The sequence below is a fragment of the Paenibacillus sp. FSL W8-0186 genome (assembly GCF_037969765.1).
Lineage (GTDB): Bacteria > Bacillota > Bacilli > Paenibacillales > Paenibacillaceae > Fontibacillus > Fontibacillus woosongensis.
In genome coordinates, this window is sequence record NZ_CP150207.1 from 3,970,981 (window position 1) to 3,985,417 (window position 14,437).

The window sequence follows — 14,437 nt, forward strand, 5'->3', positions numbered from 1 at the left end:
CCTCAAATTGATGTTCGTTTGTGTTGAATAAACTGCATCAGTGCCCCCTCGTCCACAGCGCTCGTGATGCGCCGGCTGAACGTCACCGACAGCTGTCCCTCCGTTACTCCGTTCGCATTCCAATTCACCTTCGGCTCTAGGACGGTCAAATACGTTTTAGTGCCAGGCTGTAGCGGAATCTTCACTGCTTTTCCCAAGCCTTCAATCAGGGCAAGAACTGCCAGATGCTCTTGATCTGCATCCGTCCCGGCGATAAATGCGGTGAACTTTTTCCGCAGCTCCCAAGACGTTTTTCCATGCGGTGTCGATTCCATGTCGACAATCCGCCACATGACTGCGGGCGGCTCGTAACCTAACGGCCAGCTGCCGTTATGTACCTGCCAATCCGGGCCCAGCACAAGCTGCGTCCATGTCTGGATCGCATTAAGCCATGGGTCACTGCTGATTTGTACCGTTCGGCTTAATGGTTGCGGCACCATCAAGGCGAACCGCAGACCTCGTTTCACGGCATCCCTGGCTTCATCCGGCGTATCCGGCCCGATGTTTCCCTCGAATACACAAAGGAACCTTTCCCCTGTCCCAGCCCTCAGCAGCTGCTTGTCCAGCGCTTTAACCGTTTCCTCACTCAACCCATCCAATCCGGCCGGACTTAAGCGGGGCACGTAAAGCCACAGCTCGATGATTTGCCTCAACCCGGACCAGGCACCGTTTGCTTCCACCTCGCCCTGCAAATACAACGCGCAAGGCAGTAAAGCTTCTTCCCCAATCCCGTCAGGAGAGCTGTAGACCGCATTCAGTCCGGGCACCGCCTCCAGCAGCTGGGCTGTTACCGCACTTCTCATAAAGCACACCATTCCCGCATCTCGAATTTACCTGCTCCAACATTGCGCAATGGTATCACCTCCCCCCTTTAGGCTGCCGCCTCGCTTCCGTGGACTCAAAGAACGGCAAAAACCGCTGACTCGTCAGCGGCTTTCGTCCCTCTCTATTCATTTCCACAATACAAATTTAACACGTCTAAAGTACAGCGCACGGACATCCCCTGGTCATAAACCGGACATCTGGCGGACAGCCCATCGAACAGCGTCTGAACCCGGTCTTTACATGGACTTAGCTTCTGAAGTAACATTTATGAAAATTACATTTCTGTTTCTAGATATTGCTTTAGGTTTTTTTTATAACCTCATAGCTATATTCTTGTGCTTCTTCTCGGAAACTTTGAATTAGAAGTGCTGCGTATCCAGTTGCGTATGCTGTGGCAAAAGATACACCAGTAATCGGTTCCTTCCCTTTAACAGACAACTTCATAATTTGGAAGGATTTCCTATTATAAATAAAAAAGCCGGCATCAGCCGACTCCATGCACAGATAAGGTTGCTGTCCTCTCCTCTGGTTCCACAAGGACTTCAAGTTTCATAGCTATGGCGAGCAGCTTGAGCGCGCTGGCTTTGATGCGCCGATACGTCCGGTCGCTAATGCCCATTTCCCCGCAGCTGATAAAGTCGTATTCGCGCTCGCCCGCCAAATAACTGCGTTCAATGACTTCACGCTGCATAACGGTAAGCCCGCCCATGGCCTGATCCAGCAGCTCCGATTTTCTCCGCAGCTCAGCCTCCCGGTCGATATTGCGCAGCGCGACCTGCTCGGTCGGCTTGTGAATGGCATGTGTAGCCCCGTGATATCTCTGTGAATAGCTGTGCGTTACACTCGCCAGTTCGCGAATATAGCCAATCTGCCGATACTGCCGCACTTCTTCAAGAAACCCGATGACCGCTGCCCGGGTTGCGGCCTCATCCACCGGCAAACTATGAAAAATCGTAAATGAATTCATTTGTCGCTTGCTCATTGTAAATCCCTCCATGAAATTCATTATTCAGCGTTTTCATTGCCAATACGGCAACATAAACACTGTACACTTACAAAGCAACAGCCCTTGTTTTCTTAAACAAATTACGTTAAAAGTGTTGATTTGCCCCTTCAATCAAGGTAAAATACATATAGAACGTTTTAATTCATTCACCAAATTACCGATTCGGTAATGATAACCCGATTATATATTACCATTTTGGTAATGTCAACATCTTACATCATTCATTTCATTCAAATATTTCTATGCCATTATGGTAATGGTGAGTTATTAGCAGAGTTCAAACAAAAGAGGGAGTGTCTATGCATACACTGGGCGATCGGATCAAACATCTTCGAGAACTGAAAAACTTAACCCAAAAAGACCTCGCATCTAGAGCAGGCTTAACGACTGTTCAGTTGTCGAGATATGAGACGAACGACCGGAAGCCAGACCCCGAATCGTTAAGAAGGATTGTCGATGCCCTGGACACCAACGGGGATTATTTGCTGGGGCGTACTTCCGATCCTTCGCCAACGGAGGAAATGCAGGCGAGCATGTCCTTTTACGGCGGACCGGAAGCTTACACGGCGGATGAAATCGCTATGATGGAGGCCGCATTGAAGGCTTACCGCGAGCAGAAGAAAAAGCTTCTGGACAACCAATCCAATAATTAACTATAATGAAGGCAATGCCCTGCAATCTCATTTATTCTCATTCGGGTCCTTAACCAGGACCTTTATTTGCACCCTCATACCGAACATACATTCCCATAAGAGGTGATCTCCATGTTATTTTGTTATTATCAAGAGACCCATCTGGAGCATTGGATTAACGCAAAATATCGAAGCAGCGGCCTGCTTGATGCCGAGCAGCATGATATCGAGCGGATTGCGGAAGCTTTTGACATAGAACTCATATATGCAGACTGCCCCTCTTTTTCGGATAACGAGGAACGGGTCATATTCCTGAATAAACATACCCATGATGTGATGGCCCGGGTCATTTTCTTCCATGAATTGTGCCATGTCCTGAGGCATGCAGGTGATCAACGCGTCATGCCCAGCCTATTCAAGGATGCCCAGGAAGCGGAGGCGGATCAATTTGTGCTGTATGCAGCCGTCCCTTTCTACATGTTCGAGAAATTGCCCATTCCGGATCAGCGGAGCGAAGCCATCCCTTTCATCGCTGAAGTATTCCATATTCCGCTTGAGCTGGCCGAGCAGCGGCTCGATCAAATTCAGCGGCGCGTCCTGCACGGCAGCTTGATGGCAGCGGCCCAGGAGGCTGAAAGGAGACAGAAGGAGAACGTGGTCAAATGGTCGCCAGAAACACAGCGGATTCTTTCCCAGCTGGAGAAGCAGCTTTGGGAGAAGGGGTGAAGATATGCGGATAAGAGCATTTTGCGATTTCTATAACGAAGCTTATAGGCCTTTGCAGCTTGTGATCAAGTGTGAGCCGGGCGAGCTGGACTGGACGAAGACATTATACATATCCCTGCCCTCTCCCCTCGAGCCGCTGGAGGCCGAGGATTACGGCGATGAACGAGGCGTGTCCGTGTTAATGGACGATCTGGTGAACCAGGCAGATGACGACAGCCTCCTTGGTATTTTGCTCCCGCAAATCTACGGGCGCCACGGAGAGACATTTGAACTGCTCATTGTCCAAATGGATGACGTCGAGGAAATCCTTCAATTGGACAGGTATTACTGAACAGACTTTCATAACAAAGCTGCTAAAGAGCTCCGGTTCACCGGAGCCCCTTAGCAATACATTCTAGAAGGGTCAATAATCGCCCTTTCTTATTTAACCTGATCCATTTCAAACCTATATGACCCGGAGCCCACGGTAACCCAGATTCCCTGCTCTGCTGCTTCGATCTTCTCGATGCCTTCCGTTTCGCCCAGCGGTTTTCCGTTTTCCGTAACCTGGGTCTCGCTGGACGCCGCAGGCAGAAGAATTTCGGCCGTAGTGTTGACCGGCACTGTAACATCAAGGCGAAGCTTATCATCATCGAGCTTATGCCATGCGCTGCGGATCATGCCGTACATGCTCTCCAAGCTGCCATCCGCCCAATGCAGGCCCTCACCCGGCTGCGGTTTAATTACAATCCGCTTGTAGGCCGGAACCGTCTCATCCAGATCGATACCCGCCACGACCCGATACAGCCAATCGCCGATCGCCCCGTAAGCATAATGATTGAAGGAGTTCATATCATCGCTCCAGAAGGTACCATCCTCTTTGATGCCGTCCCAGTGCTCCCAGATTGTCGTAGCGCCCTTCGTAATCTGGTATAGCCAGGAAGGATAGTCCTGCTGGAACAACAGCTTATATGCGATATCATTATAGCCGTTGTCGCTTAGTACGAAGTTCAAATACGGCGTGCCGACAAAGCCGGTCGTCAAATGATAGTCGCTCTCCTCCAGCAGCTCTATCAGCTTCTGGGTAGCACGTTCCTTCGCCGGGCCCTCTACAAGCCCGAACATTAGAGCCAGCACCTGCGCGGTCTGCGTACCTACAGCCAGCCTTCCCGACGGGGTAACGAATTCATCCTGGAACGCCTTCCGCACATTGCGATACAACTCCGCATATTTCACAGCGTCGTCCGCCTTGTTCAATACTTCTGCCGCCTTCAACACTAAGGATACCGAGTACGCATAGAAGGCCGTAGCGATATAATCGCGGTCGGTGGCGCCGACATAACTGTCTTCCTTCGCATCCAGCGCCAGCCAATCCCCGAAATGGAAGCCGGTATTCCACAGAAATTCGTTCTCGCCCTGGCTGCGGATATACTCCACCCAGGCTTTCATGCTGTCGTACTGCTCGGACAAGAGACGTTTGTCCCCATAAACTAAATAGATCGTCCATGGGTTAATGACCGCTGCGTCTCCCCAAGCCGCCGAGCTGTGCTGATCCTTGAACTCCTCGCCGCCTTTCTTGCCGAGCACGTTCGGAATGACAAATGGCACGCCGCCGTTATCGAGCTGATCCACAGCTAGGTCGCGGAGCCATTTCGTAAAAAAGTCCGCGGTACCGTGCAAATATGCCGCTGTTCGGATGAACATTTGCGCATCCCCCGTCCAGCCGAGCCGTTCATCGCGCTGCGGACAATCGGTAGGGACGTCCAGGAAATTGCCTTTGAGACCCCACTCGATGTTATGCTGCAGCTGGTTTATGAGCGGGTCCGAACATTCGAAGTAGCCCGTCCGCTCCATGTCGGAATGCAATACCATCCCCTTGAATTGCTCAAGCCGTACCTTGCTTTCGTCAAAACCGGTCAGCTTCACATAACGGAAGCCCTGGAATGTAAAATGGGGTTCATAGGCTTCAACGCCATTTCCCTTCATAATATAACGTACTGTTTGCTTCGCTTTACGCAAATTGCCGATGTAGAAATTGCCCTCGCGGTCGAGTACCTCAGCATGCTGCAGCATAACTTCCTTCCCGGCTTCGCCCTCTACCTCGAAGCGCACCCAGCCGACCATGTTCTGCCCCATATCGATGACAAGTTCGCCTTTAGGCGTCTTCATAAGTTCCACCGGCTTAAGCTCATTAACGATGCGTACAGGGTCGCTCTCCTGAGCAACGAGAATGTCTTTGGAGTGAGCTAGAATCTGCACCTGATGCCATCCGCCCTGATCATGGAAGCCGGCTTCCGTCCAGCCCGGCTGCTCCAGCCTGGCATCATAAGTTTCTCCATGATAGATTTCCGACATCAGGATCGGACTGCCCGCTGCCTTCCACTCGCCGTCGGACACAATCGTCAGCTGCTCTCCATTTTCCAGCTCAATATGCATTTGCAGCAGCAATGCCAACTGGTCACCGTAAATGGAATGCAGTCCTTCCCAAGCGAGATGGCCTTTGTACCATCCTGTTCCTAAGAATGCTCCAATGACGTTCTCTCCGGTTTGCAGCAGGTTCGTAACGTCATAGGTTTGATATTGCAGCCGTTCTTGATAACTCGTCCAGCCCGGATTAAAGTAGCTGTCGCCCACTTTCCGGCCATTCAGCTTCAATTCATACAGTCCCAGCGCCGTCGCATAAATCCGCGCCGATTTCACCTTGCCTTCGATCCGGAAGCTTCTGCGCAGCATAGGGCATTGCTCGGCGCCAAACCCTGCAATGACGCCTGGAGCTTGAATCCACTCCCCCTTCCATTCCTGCGGAGATAACAGCCCCATCTCCCAATAAGCCATGTCCGACCAATCGGTGGACTCCTCCTGCTCATTCCAGGCTCGAACGCGGTAATAATAACGTTTGCCGGACTCGCATGCCATGCTGTCCAGCTCGATCTGGATCGATGCGTCCGACATGACTTTGCCGGAATCCCAGAGCACCTCGTTCCCCGGCTCATCTGCCGATACGACGATTTGATAAGCCAGCTGCCTTGCTCCCCGCTGATCCGATTCCAGCTTCCAGCTAATCCGTGGATGCGGTATACCCAGACCGATCGGATTGACCTTATATTCACACCTGACGTCCGTGATCTTAAACATAGCCATCCTCCTCATGGATAAGTTTTATCGCATTTATGTTGGGGGATTCCCCCTATTTATAACTTGATTACCCTTTCACCGCGCCAGCCGTCATTCCCGCTACGATCCGTTTATTAAAAATGAGAAACAAGATCAGGGGCGGAACGGTCAACAGAACGACATCGGCAAACAGGAGATTGTATGACGTGTTGTACAGGCTCATGAAGTTGTACAGAGTCAGCTGTGCCGTTGCGTTCTCCGCACCCGGCAGGAAATACAGCGGGTTGACAAAATCATTAAAGACGTTGACCGAAGTCAGCACTATAATCGTGGACGTGACCGGTTTAAGCAGCGGCAAAATCATACGGAAGAAAAAATTGAGGCTCCCTGCGCCGTCAACGAGCGCCGCTTCATCGATTTCCCGTGGAATGGTAGCCACAAAGCCGGAATACAATATGATCGCAAACGGGATATTGATTGCAACCTCGATCAGGATGAGCCCGGCCATCGTTTTGAACATGCCGATCCCGTTCAAGACCCAAATCGTTGGCACAACTGCCGGCGGGATCATGAGTCCGGCCAGGAATAGAAAATGAACGATGGTCAGCGGCTTGCTCTTCCTGCGCTGCATAATAAACCCCGCCATCGCGCAGACGAAAACTAGAATGATGATCGAAGCGACCGTAATGAATGCGCTGTTGAAAAAAGCGCGAATCAGCATATAGTCCTGGGCCTGAATCACTTCGCGGTAGTTTTCAAGGATTTGGAATGCGTTCGGCCATTGCAGATTCATCTTGGAAGCTTCCCTGCTGTTCTTAAAGGAATTGATCAGAATGAAATAAAACGGAATAATGAACAAAATCACTGTTAGCAAAATAGCGAAGAGCTCCGCTATGATTTTTCCGGATTTGCGCATTACAGATCGACCTCCCTTTTCGTCAGAAATCTGTAGAGCGGGAAGGCCAGTACGGCGACGATCACGAATAAAATGACGTTGCCTGCCGTGGATAATCCGTAAAATCCGCCTTGATATTGCTTGTATATGATCGATGCGATCAGGTCAGAACTGAAGCCGGGTCCCCCCTTGGTCATGGTCCAGACTAAATCGAATGTCCGCAGTCCGCCGATAAACGATAAGATAATGACGGAATTCATTGCCGGCCGGATTAGCGGCAGCGTAATATGCCAAAATTTACGAAAGGCATTCCCGCCGTCGATATCGACCGCCTCGTAATAATCGGCCGGAATGGACATCATGCCCGCAATATAGATGACGGTAGCAAAACCGACACCTTTCCAAATATCCACGAGTCCGACCGAATAAATCGCGAGCGCCGGGTCGCCAAGCCAGTTCGGCCCCTGAATGCCAAGCGCCGCCAATGCCGTATTAATCAAGCCGCGGGACGGATGCATCAAGTAGCTAAATGTAATCCCGACCGCAATCGTACTGATCAAAGTTGGAAAAAAAACGACCGATCTCAGAAAATCCTTCGATCTGATGCTAGAGGTCAACAGCACCGCCAGCAGCAGGCCGAGCACTACCTTCGTCCCGCTAGTCATCACGGCGTAAATGAACGTATTGCGAAATCCGATATTCAGCGAAGACTCCTTGAAGAACATGATGAAATTATCAAGGCCGATGAATTCCCAGTCCGTGAGCGTCCAGCGCGTCATACTGAAGAAGAAGGACACCATCGTCGGCAGCAGGAAAAAAATAAAGAAGATGATGCCCGCGGGAAGCAAAAATCCATAGCTGTACAAAGATTTCGTTGATTTCATTCAGGCTTCACTCCTTCCTCGGAATTGCCGGCCCCGCAGCCGCCGCCGCAGGGCCAATTGTTACCAAATAGCCGTTACCAGCCTTCAAGACCGAGTTGGAGTGCCTGCTTCTCGACGTCACTGTCATATTTGGCCGCGCCTTCCGCCGCGGAGGATATTCCCGTTGCTACTTCAACGGTAATCTGCTCCAGGGAAGGCCCTTTGATGGGAGAGTAGAATTCCAGCGCCGGAGCCGTATTGCCGGACTCGAAATAAGGCAGCATTTCTTTTACGGCAGCGTAAGTATCATCAGGCAGCTCCACACCCTTGATCGGCATCGGCCCTTCCGGTTTCATAGCCGTCAAGTAAGCTTTAACGCCTTCAGGAGAGACGAAGAACTCCAGCCACTTCTTGGCAGCGTCTATATTAGAGCCCTCTTTATTTGCATAAATACCGCCCGGCATCCAAATCGTCAAGCCGTTGACATCGGCCGCATCACTCGGCTGGGCGAACGCGCCGATATCATCCATCATTTCAGGGTAATTCGCATTAATATTCGTCAATACTAAAGTCAGAATCGGATAATGGGCCGCTTTGCCCTCGGCCAGCATGGCTAGCGCATCCTCCAGCTTCGTTGCCGTAGCGTCATCATTGAAATGCTTCTTGTCGCGAAGCGACTGCAGCTTCTCGAAGCTGCGCAGCGCCTCTGGAGTCGTGGCATATTTCGCTTTGTTATAGGTATAATCCTCCGCAAAATTCGGAGCCAGGGAATGCACGTTATAATAATCAGCCAGCACGACAAGCTGGGAGGTCCAAGAATCGCTAAAGGAGCCGATGACCGGGGTGTATCCGGCTTCTTTAATTTTGTCGTTGTTCGCCAGCAACTCATCCCACGTCTTTGGCACCGACAGCCCCAGCTCACTATAAATTTTCTTGTTATACAGCCAGGCCCCGCCCACTGTTGATCCGCCTGGAATGCCGTATACCTTGCCATCTACCGAGACTGTATCTTTAAAGGAATCCAGCACATTGTCCATAAACGGTTCGTTCGTCAGATCCACAAAATACTCCTGCGGATTCAAGGCTTTAAACAGGGAACCCGAGTTGTAGAACATTAAATCCGCCATATCGCTTGTCGCCAGGCGCGTCTTTACGACGTTATCTCCCTCTGTACCGCCAGGGCGGAGTTCGATTTTGGTCTCGATGTTCAATTCCCGTTTGATTTCATCGGCCACCGCCTGAATGCCGTCAATCGCGGTCTGGTTGTCGATAAGCAGTGTGAGCGTCGTTTTCTCGGTATCCGCAGTCTCCTTCGCAGATTCATTGCCGGAAGTTCCGGCAATGTTCCCGCCTTTGCCGCAAGCGGACAATACAATCAGCAGCAAAGCCAGCGTCAGACTTAACCAGGTTGCTTTTCTTCTGAACGTCATAAATGAATCCTCCTTTTGGACATGTGCCCCCATTTTATTTGCATTCCATTACCGCCAAAAGGGCCCGGGTTCCCTTAAGCGAAGCGTCCGTTAAACGCTTACATATATAGTTTAATTTTAAAATGAACGGAGCACAGCGGGGGATTTTTCGTATTTGGGGGGAGAGATTTTCCTTTAAGCCAAAAGCCAGGCAAACAGATGCCCGGCTTTATTGAGCTTGCAGCTTCTTCTGATATTCTGTCGGCGTAATGCCCACAATTCGTTTAAACAGATGGCTGAAATATTTGACGTCCTCGTAACCGACCATCTGGCAGACATCCTGAATCCGTTCAATTCCGCCAGCCAAAAATTCCTTCGCTTTCTCCATCCGGTAGCCTGCCAAATATTCCGAGAAGGACTGCCCGGTCTGGGCTTTGAACAGCCGCGACAGATATCCCAGACTGACATGATGTTCGCTAGCAAACTGCTGCAAAAAAATGTTCTGGTGATAATTCTGATGGATCCATTTCAGGAGCACGGGGATCAACTCCTTAGGCAGCGTATCCGGCGTGACCGTCTGGGCACAGATGCTTAATGCGAAATGCTCCAAATGACAGCCGAGCTCCTCGTATGTCGCTACTCCCTCGAAATTCCCTTGCACTTCAGGATCCGTCTGCCGCCAATCCATCGCCCCCTGCTGCAATTTATATCGAAGCGAGTAGGCCATGTCATTCAGGAAAATCATCAGCTGGTGCCGGGCCACCCGCTTGTTGGCAATCTTGTCGACCACCGTGGCGACGGTTTCTTTAATTTTGGTCATCTGGCCTTTCTTAATGAAGGCTTCCAGCACCCTGATATCGTCCCACAGATCGCTGAGATTCACCTCGGAGACCGCTTCATTCCGGCCAATCCAAGTAGATTGGGCAAATCTCCGGTTCGTTTCCACTCTTTCGTCCAATCCTCTGTAAACGGCATGTAGAGAGGCCTTCGCCTGCTTCAGGCCCCAGCCGACATGTATGGGCCCATCCTGCTTGGCTTCCAGGAACCATTCGTGCAATTCAGCTTCATACCGCTTGATCTGCCCCTGGTCGTTGAAAGGGAGAAGCAGTATCTTTCGCTGTGTGTCCAGCTCCACCATGTAGCCGCTGCCGGCTGCATGATTTGCGAATTCACGAAGCCCTTCTTCTGCAGCAGGCGGCATATTGGCCAAGCCTTGCTCTGCCATAGCCAGAGCTATGAAATAGGGCTGCTCGTAGATCTCATCAAAAAGCGGAGAATCGACAGGCTCCGAATGGAGCAGCATTTGCGACAGAAGCCATTTATTCTTGGCGCTCCTTAACTTCATATCGCTTTGAATGCGCTCGATGGCATGATCGATCGTGTCGTAAAGCGCCTCTTTTTTGACGGGCTTCAGCAAATAATCGATAACGCCAAGCTTCAATCCTTGTTGGGCATAAGAGAATTGATCGTGCACACTCAAAATGACCGCCCTGATCGTTGAATCCAATTCAGCAAGTCTTTCGACTAATTCCAAACCGCTAATGCCCGGCATTGTGATATCCGTGACGACCAGCTCCGGCCTGATTCTCACCGCCGCTTCAAGCGCGTCATCCCCATTGTCATAGCTGTAAACCCGGTGCCGCGGCTCATATGCCTTAAACAACTCCACTAGCTCTGCAAGCGCCCAGCGCTCATCCTCCACTAAAAAGATGTTCATTGCCTCGTCTCCTCTGCCAGCATTGGTGTAAAAGCCTTGTAAGGAAAAATCAACGTCACCGTTGTTCCTGCTCCCTGTGAGCCCGCAATCTTTACGCCGTACCCTTCACCGTACAGCAATTGAATGCGCTGATGGATGTTGCTGAGTCCAATCCCTTCGCCATCCTCCTGAACATCATGCTTACTGCGTTTACTGTACTCGGCAAGGCGCTGCTCCAGCTTTTTGAGCGCTTGCTCCTCCATGCCCAATCCGTTGTCACTGACCGAGATCAGCAGCAGTTCCCCTTCCGTGCATACCTTGATATTTATAATAGCATCCGCTTTCTTCCGGCTGAAGCCATGGATGATTGCGTTCTCTACTAGCGGCTGTATCGTGAGCTTGAGGACGGAGGCGTTCATCAGTTCCTCAGAGACTTCCATCCTTAACGCAAACCGGTCGCCAAAGCGATGCTTCTGAATGTTCATATAATTAGCCACATGCTCCAGCTCCTGCCGAAGCGAAACGGGAAGCTGCAAATTCTTCATGGTGTATTTGAATAAGTCAGCCAGCGATTCGGACATTTCCGCCACCTCTTCAACGCCCTTTAAGCGGCTGATGGACTTCATAATATTCAGCGTATTGTAAAGAAAATGCGGATTGATCTGCGCTTGCAGCGCGGATAGCCTGGCATCGTTCTCAGCAAGCTTGGATTCGTATACCTCCGTGATTAGGCGCGATATACTGTTGAGCATGTTATTATACACGCGGCTTAGCACTCCGAGCTCGCCCCTGTTTTTAATATCCATCCTTCCACTTAAATCGCCCCGTTCGACCCGGTTCATCTCGGTAATCAGCTCCCTTAAAGGCTTGGTCACATGACGGGCAATCAGGTAGGCGACTATGGATGCAAGTACGGCTGCAATAAGCCCGACAATGACAAGGATGATCTGTGCCTCCTGTTGTTTGGCGACCAGGAAATCGTTAGACAGCAGAATCAGAATGTTCCAGCCGGTGTAATCGGATTTCTCGGAAGTGTACAAATACTTCTTATCCAGCCAATCGATTTCCCCGGAATACTTCCTCTCGTCCGTGCTTAGCGCATGAGCGAAGGCTGCAACGCGCTGTCCCGTATAGGCATCCTCATTGTCGTATATGACAGCGCCTTCATCCGTGACGATGAATACACGCATTTGCTCGCCAAGCGGGTCGGAGCCAGAGTATACGAGCAAGCGTCCCATTTCATGGGCGTTGATATCAATCTTGAGTGAGCCAATTTTATCCCTCCTGGGAATCCGGTAGATATGGCGCACAAGGGAAAGGTTCTTCTCCCTGTAGCCTTCTTCATTGGAGGAGGTCGGCGGGAGCAGCAAATAACCGCTTTTGGACATCGCATCCAGCCGGGTCTGCCAAAGCTCTTCCTGAAATACTTCGGCATTTACGGTTGATCCTGCCTCGTAATGATAGGAAATATGATCCGTCGTTAATAGGCGGATTCCCGCAATTTCCGGACGGGGATGGGCATAGTTGAAGAGCAAGGCAAAGAGCTCGTTCCTTACCTTCAAGCCTTCCTTAGGACTGATTTGGGCATGATTGGCCAGAATACCCTGTATGGCGGGGTCGCTGAAGATCGATAGAGAGATTTTCTCAATGTCATCCATAAAAAAATCGACGGTTTTGCTATACTGCCCGCTGAGCGTATTTAACATCGAGTAGGTATGCGTCTTCGTATCTCTCATATTTCCATAGTAGAAAATGAGGCAGGTTAAACCGATCACGACAAATAGAACGAGAATAAAAGCGATCAGAATTTTCGTTTGCAGCATCAGAGTGCGCCAGGTTCTCAAGGGTATCATCTCTTTTCCTCGATGTCCGATAGAATACATGTCATTTGCATCTTATTATAACCTTGAGCATTTTTATAACAACCTGGTTTTCAAAACGATCATTTATCCATATTTTTACTATATTTAACAAAATAGACACTATAGTCATTCTAAAATAATATTTTTTCCATTTATAATATATTTTGAGAGTTATCTATAAATAGGGGGGGGCAGGCGATGTATTTCAAATTTAAGCCGGAGGTCGTCTTCACGAAGCGCAGAGACGTCTCTATACTAAGCAACGTGATGACAGGCCGTAAAATCTATCTTGATGCGGAGGATACCCGCAGAGCAGAAGTGTTGTATGATCACTGCCAGCCGGGCCCCGTCTCGCCTGGCGCGGGGAATTTGGCTGCTTACTTGGCGGAGCAGGGTTTCGGACATTTCCACAAACGGAACATTCGTGTGGAAAGCAGCAGTCACCTGATGCATGCTAGACAGCTTGATATAAAAGCGAAAATAGGCCGTTAGGCATCAAAGGCCTGCCCCCGGTATTCTTCCGGGTTCAGGCCTTTAATTCAGCCGTGCCTATTATCCTTTTACCGCAGAGCCCATGGTCATCGCCCTTTCAACCTGTTCACTGAAGAACAAATAGATAATCACCATCGGAAGGCTGGCAATCGTCATCACTGCCCCCATTCCGCCCCAGTCGGTGCTATATTGACCTTGAAAGAACAATAGTCCCAGGGGTAGTGTTTTCATCGATTCATCGGAAATAAGTATGTTCGCCAGCATGAACTCATTCCAATTGTTCAAGAATTGAAATATGACCACCGTCGCGATTGCCGGAACAACTACGGGTACTATAATTTTAGTGAACAGACGATAGACACTCGCTCCGTCCATACATGCCGCTTCTTCAATCTCGGAAGGAATATCGCGCATAAACCCATAGAAAATAAGCGATGAAAATGGCAATCCAATCACGATATAAGGAATAATGAGCGCTCCATACGTATTCGCCAAGTGAAAGTCCTTTACGAGAATAGCAAGAGGGATCATAATGACCTGCAATGGCATGAACATGCCAACCAGCATATAGAGCCGGACCGCTTCCCGAAACCTCCAGCGCAGCCGGGCGATAGCGAACGAGAACATTAACGCTAAAATGACGATAAATAACGTTGCCACCGTAGAAACGACCACACTGTTCATAAAATACTGCGGAAGATTAAATTGAGTCCAAGCGTTAATGTAGTTTTCATATCGAAATTGGGTCGGCAGCCCAAATGGATTGGTAACGAATATTTCATTGTTGTCCTTGAGCGAATAGGAAATCATCCAAAACAGCGGATAAACAGAAATAATGAAATACAGCCATAAAGGAACCTGGATGAGGAATGATTTAACCCGTTGCATAACGATCTCTC

The 14,437-nt window shown here is 50.0% G+C and carries 14 protein-coding genes; 4 read left to right on the top strand and 10 right to left on the bottom strand.

All coding sequences use genetic code 11. The features are described 5' to 3' along the window. Positions 1-2: 2 nt before the first annotated feature. The 3 genes from MKX50_RS17850 to MKX50_RS17860 form a co-directional block, all read right to left on the bottom strand. On the bottom strand, positions 3-842 hold the full coding sequence (locus tag MKX50_RS17850) for a hypothetical protein (protein WP_339157483.1): 840 nt from the start codon (positions 840-842) through the stop codon (positions 3-5). A gap of 322 nt (positions 843-1,164) precedes the next feature. Beyond that, positions 1,165-1,362, bottom strand: coding sequence for a hypothetical protein (locus tag MKX50_RS17855; RefSeq protein WP_339157484.1), 198 nt, complete (start codon positions 1,360-1,362; stop codon positions 1,165-1,167). After that, the gene (locus MKX50_RS17860) at positions 1,349-1,846 is read right to left on the bottom strand and encodes an ArpU family phage packaging/lysis transcriptional regulator (protein ID WP_339157485.1); all 498 of its coding nucleotides are present in this window, start codon (positions 1,844-1,846) and stop codon (positions 1,349-1,351) included. The genes MKX50_RS17855 and MKX50_RS17860 overlap by 14 nt, the downstream gene beginning before the upstream one ends. A gap of 323 nt (positions 1,847-2,169) precedes the next feature. On the opposite strand from MKX50_RS17860, the gene MKX50_RS17865 reads away from it, so the two are divergent. The 3 genes from MKX50_RS17865 to MKX50_RS17875 all read left to right on the top strand — a co-directional run bounded on the left by MKX50_RS17865 (position 2,170) and on the right by MKX50_RS17875 (position 3,559). Further along, positions 2,170-2,523 (top strand): helix-turn-helix transcriptional regulator, encoded by a 354-nt coding sequence (locus tag MKX50_RS17865; RefSeq protein ID WP_213589858.1) that lies wholly within the window; start codon positions 2,170-2,172, stop codon positions 2,521-2,523. A gap of 111 nt (positions 2,524-2,634) precedes the next feature. Next, positions 2,635-3,228 (top strand): ImmA/IrrE family metallo-endopeptidase, encoded by a 594-nt coding sequence (locus tag MKX50_RS17870; RefSeq protein ID WP_339157486.1) that lies wholly within the window; start codon positions 2,635-2,637, stop codon positions 3,226-3,228. Positions 3,229-3,232: 4 nt separating this feature from the next. Then, entirely contained in the window at positions 3,233-3,559 is a 327-nt protein-coding gene (locus MKX50_RS17875) for a hypothetical protein (RefSeq protein ID WP_339157487.1), read from the top strand. Positions 3,560-3,648: 89 nt separating this feature from the next. Here MKX50_RS17875 and MKX50_RS17880 read toward each other — a convergent pair whose 3' ends face one another. The 6 genes from MKX50_RS17880 to MKX50_RS17905 all read right to left on the bottom strand — a co-directional run bounded on the left by MKX50_RS17880 (position 3,649) and on the right by MKX50_RS17905 (position 13,007). After that, the gene (locus MKX50_RS17880) at positions 3,649-6,342 is read right to left on the bottom strand and encodes a glycoside hydrolase family 78 protein (RefSeq protein ID WP_339157488.1); all 2,694 of its coding nucleotides are present in this window, start codon (positions 6,340-6,342) and stop codon (positions 3,649-3,651) included. 67 nt (positions 6,343-6,409) lie between these two features. Further along, positions 6,410-7,237 (bottom strand): carbohydrate ABC transporter permease, encoded by an 828-nt coding sequence (locus MKX50_RS17885; protein ID WP_339157489.1) that lies wholly within the window; start codon positions 7,235-7,237, stop codon positions 6,410-6,412. Beyond that, positions 7,237-8,100 (bottom strand): sugar ABC transporter permease, encoded by an 864-nt coding sequence (locus MKX50_RS17890; protein ID WP_213589848.1) that lies wholly within the window; start codon positions 8,098-8,100, stop codon positions 7,237-7,239. Before MKX50_RS17890 ends, MKX50_RS17885 begins: the two co-directional genes overlap by 1 nt. A 74-nt stretch (positions 8,101-8,174) precedes the next feature. Further along, positions 8,175-9,509, bottom strand: coding sequence for an extracellular solute-binding protein (locus MKX50_RS17895; RefSeq protein ID WP_339157490.1), 1,335 nt, complete (start codon positions 9,507-9,509; stop codon positions 8,175-8,177). Positions 9,510-9,717: 208 nt separating this feature from the next. Then, positions 9,718-11,205 carry a response regulator gene (locus tag MKX50_RS17900; RefSeq protein WP_339157491.1) on the bottom strand — a complete coding sequence of 496 codons (1,488 nt, stop codon included), beginning with the start codon at positions 11,203-11,205 and terminating at the stop codon, positions 9,718-9,720. Next, positions 11,202-13,007 (bottom strand): sensor histidine kinase, encoded by a 1,806-nt coding sequence (locus MKX50_RS17905; RefSeq protein ID WP_339157492.1) that lies wholly within the window; start codon positions 13,005-13,007, stop codon positions 11,202-11,204. The genes MKX50_RS17900 and MKX50_RS17905 overlap by 4 nt, the downstream gene beginning before the upstream one ends. A gap of 237 nt (positions 13,008-13,244) precedes the next feature. On the opposite strand from MKX50_RS17905, the gene MKX50_RS17910 reads away from it, so the two are divergent. Further along, positions 13,245-13,538 carry a hypothetical protein gene (locus MKX50_RS17910; RefSeq protein ID WP_213589841.1) on the top strand — a complete coding sequence of 98 codons (294 nt, stop codon included), beginning with the start codon at positions 13,245-13,247 and terminating at the stop codon, positions 13,536-13,538. Positions 13,539-13,598: 60 nt separating this feature from the next. Here MKX50_RS17910 and MKX50_RS17915 read toward each other — a convergent pair whose 3' ends face one another. After that, positions 13,599-14,426, bottom strand: coding sequence for a carbohydrate ABC transporter permease (locus MKX50_RS17915; RefSeq protein WP_019636935.1), 828 nt, complete (start codon positions 14,424-14,426; stop codon positions 13,599-13,601). Between the last annotated feature and the right edge of the window lie 11 nt (positions 14,427-14,437).

Coding starts and splice junctions, on each gene's coding strand:
- MKX50_RS17850 (WP_339157483.1), bottom strand. CDS start 842: ATGAGAAGTGCGGTAACAGCCCAGCTGCTGGAGGCGGTGCCCGGACTG.
- MKX50_RS17855 (WP_339157484.1), bottom strand. CDS start 1,362: ATGGAGTCGGCTGATGCCGGCTTTTTTATTTATAATAGGAAATCCTTC.
- MKX50_RS17860 (WP_339157485.1), bottom strand. CDS start 1,846: ATGAGCAAGCGACAAATGAATTCATTTACGATTTTTCATAGTTTGCCG.
- MKX50_RS17865 (WP_213589858.1), top strand. CDS start 2,170: ATGCATACACTGGGCGATCGGATCAAACATCTTCGAGAACTGAAAAAC.
- MKX50_RS17870 (WP_339157486.1), top strand. CDS start 2,635: ATGTTATTTTGTTATTATCAAGAGACCCATCTGGAGCATTGGATTAAC.
- MKX50_RS17875 (WP_339157487.1), top strand. CDS start 3,233: ATGCGGATAAGAGCATTTTGCGATTTCTATAACGAAGCTTATAGGCCT.
- MKX50_RS17880 (WP_339157488.1), bottom strand. CDS start 6,342: ATGTTTAAGATCACGGACGTCAGGTGTGAATATAAGGTCAATCCGATC.
- MKX50_RS17885 (WP_339157489.1), bottom strand. CDS start 7,237: ATGCGCAAATCCGGAAAAATCATAGCGGAGCTCTTCGCTATTTTGCTA.
- MKX50_RS17890 (WP_213589848.1), bottom strand. CDS start 8,100: ATGAAATCAACGAAATCTTTGTACAGCTATGGATTTTTGCTTCCCGCG.
- MKX50_RS17895 (WP_339157490.1), bottom strand. CDS start 9,509: ATGACGTTCAGAAGAAAAGCAACCTGGTTAAGTCTGACGCTGGCTTTG.
- MKX50_RS17900 (WP_339157491.1), bottom strand. CDS start 11,205: ATGAACATCTTTTTAGTGGAGGATGAGCGCTGGGCGCTTGCAGAGCTA.
- MKX50_RS17905 (WP_339157492.1), bottom strand. CDS start 13,007: ATGCTGCAAACGAAAATTCTGATCGCTTTTATTCTCGTTCTATTTGTC.
- MKX50_RS17910 (WP_213589841.1), top strand. CDS start 13,245: ATGTATTTCAAATTTAAGCCGGAGGTCGTCTTCACGAAGCGCAGAGAC.
- MKX50_RS17915 (WP_019636935.1), bottom strand. CDS start 14,426: ATGCAACGGGTTAAATCATTCCTCATCCAGGTTCCTTTATGGCTGTAT.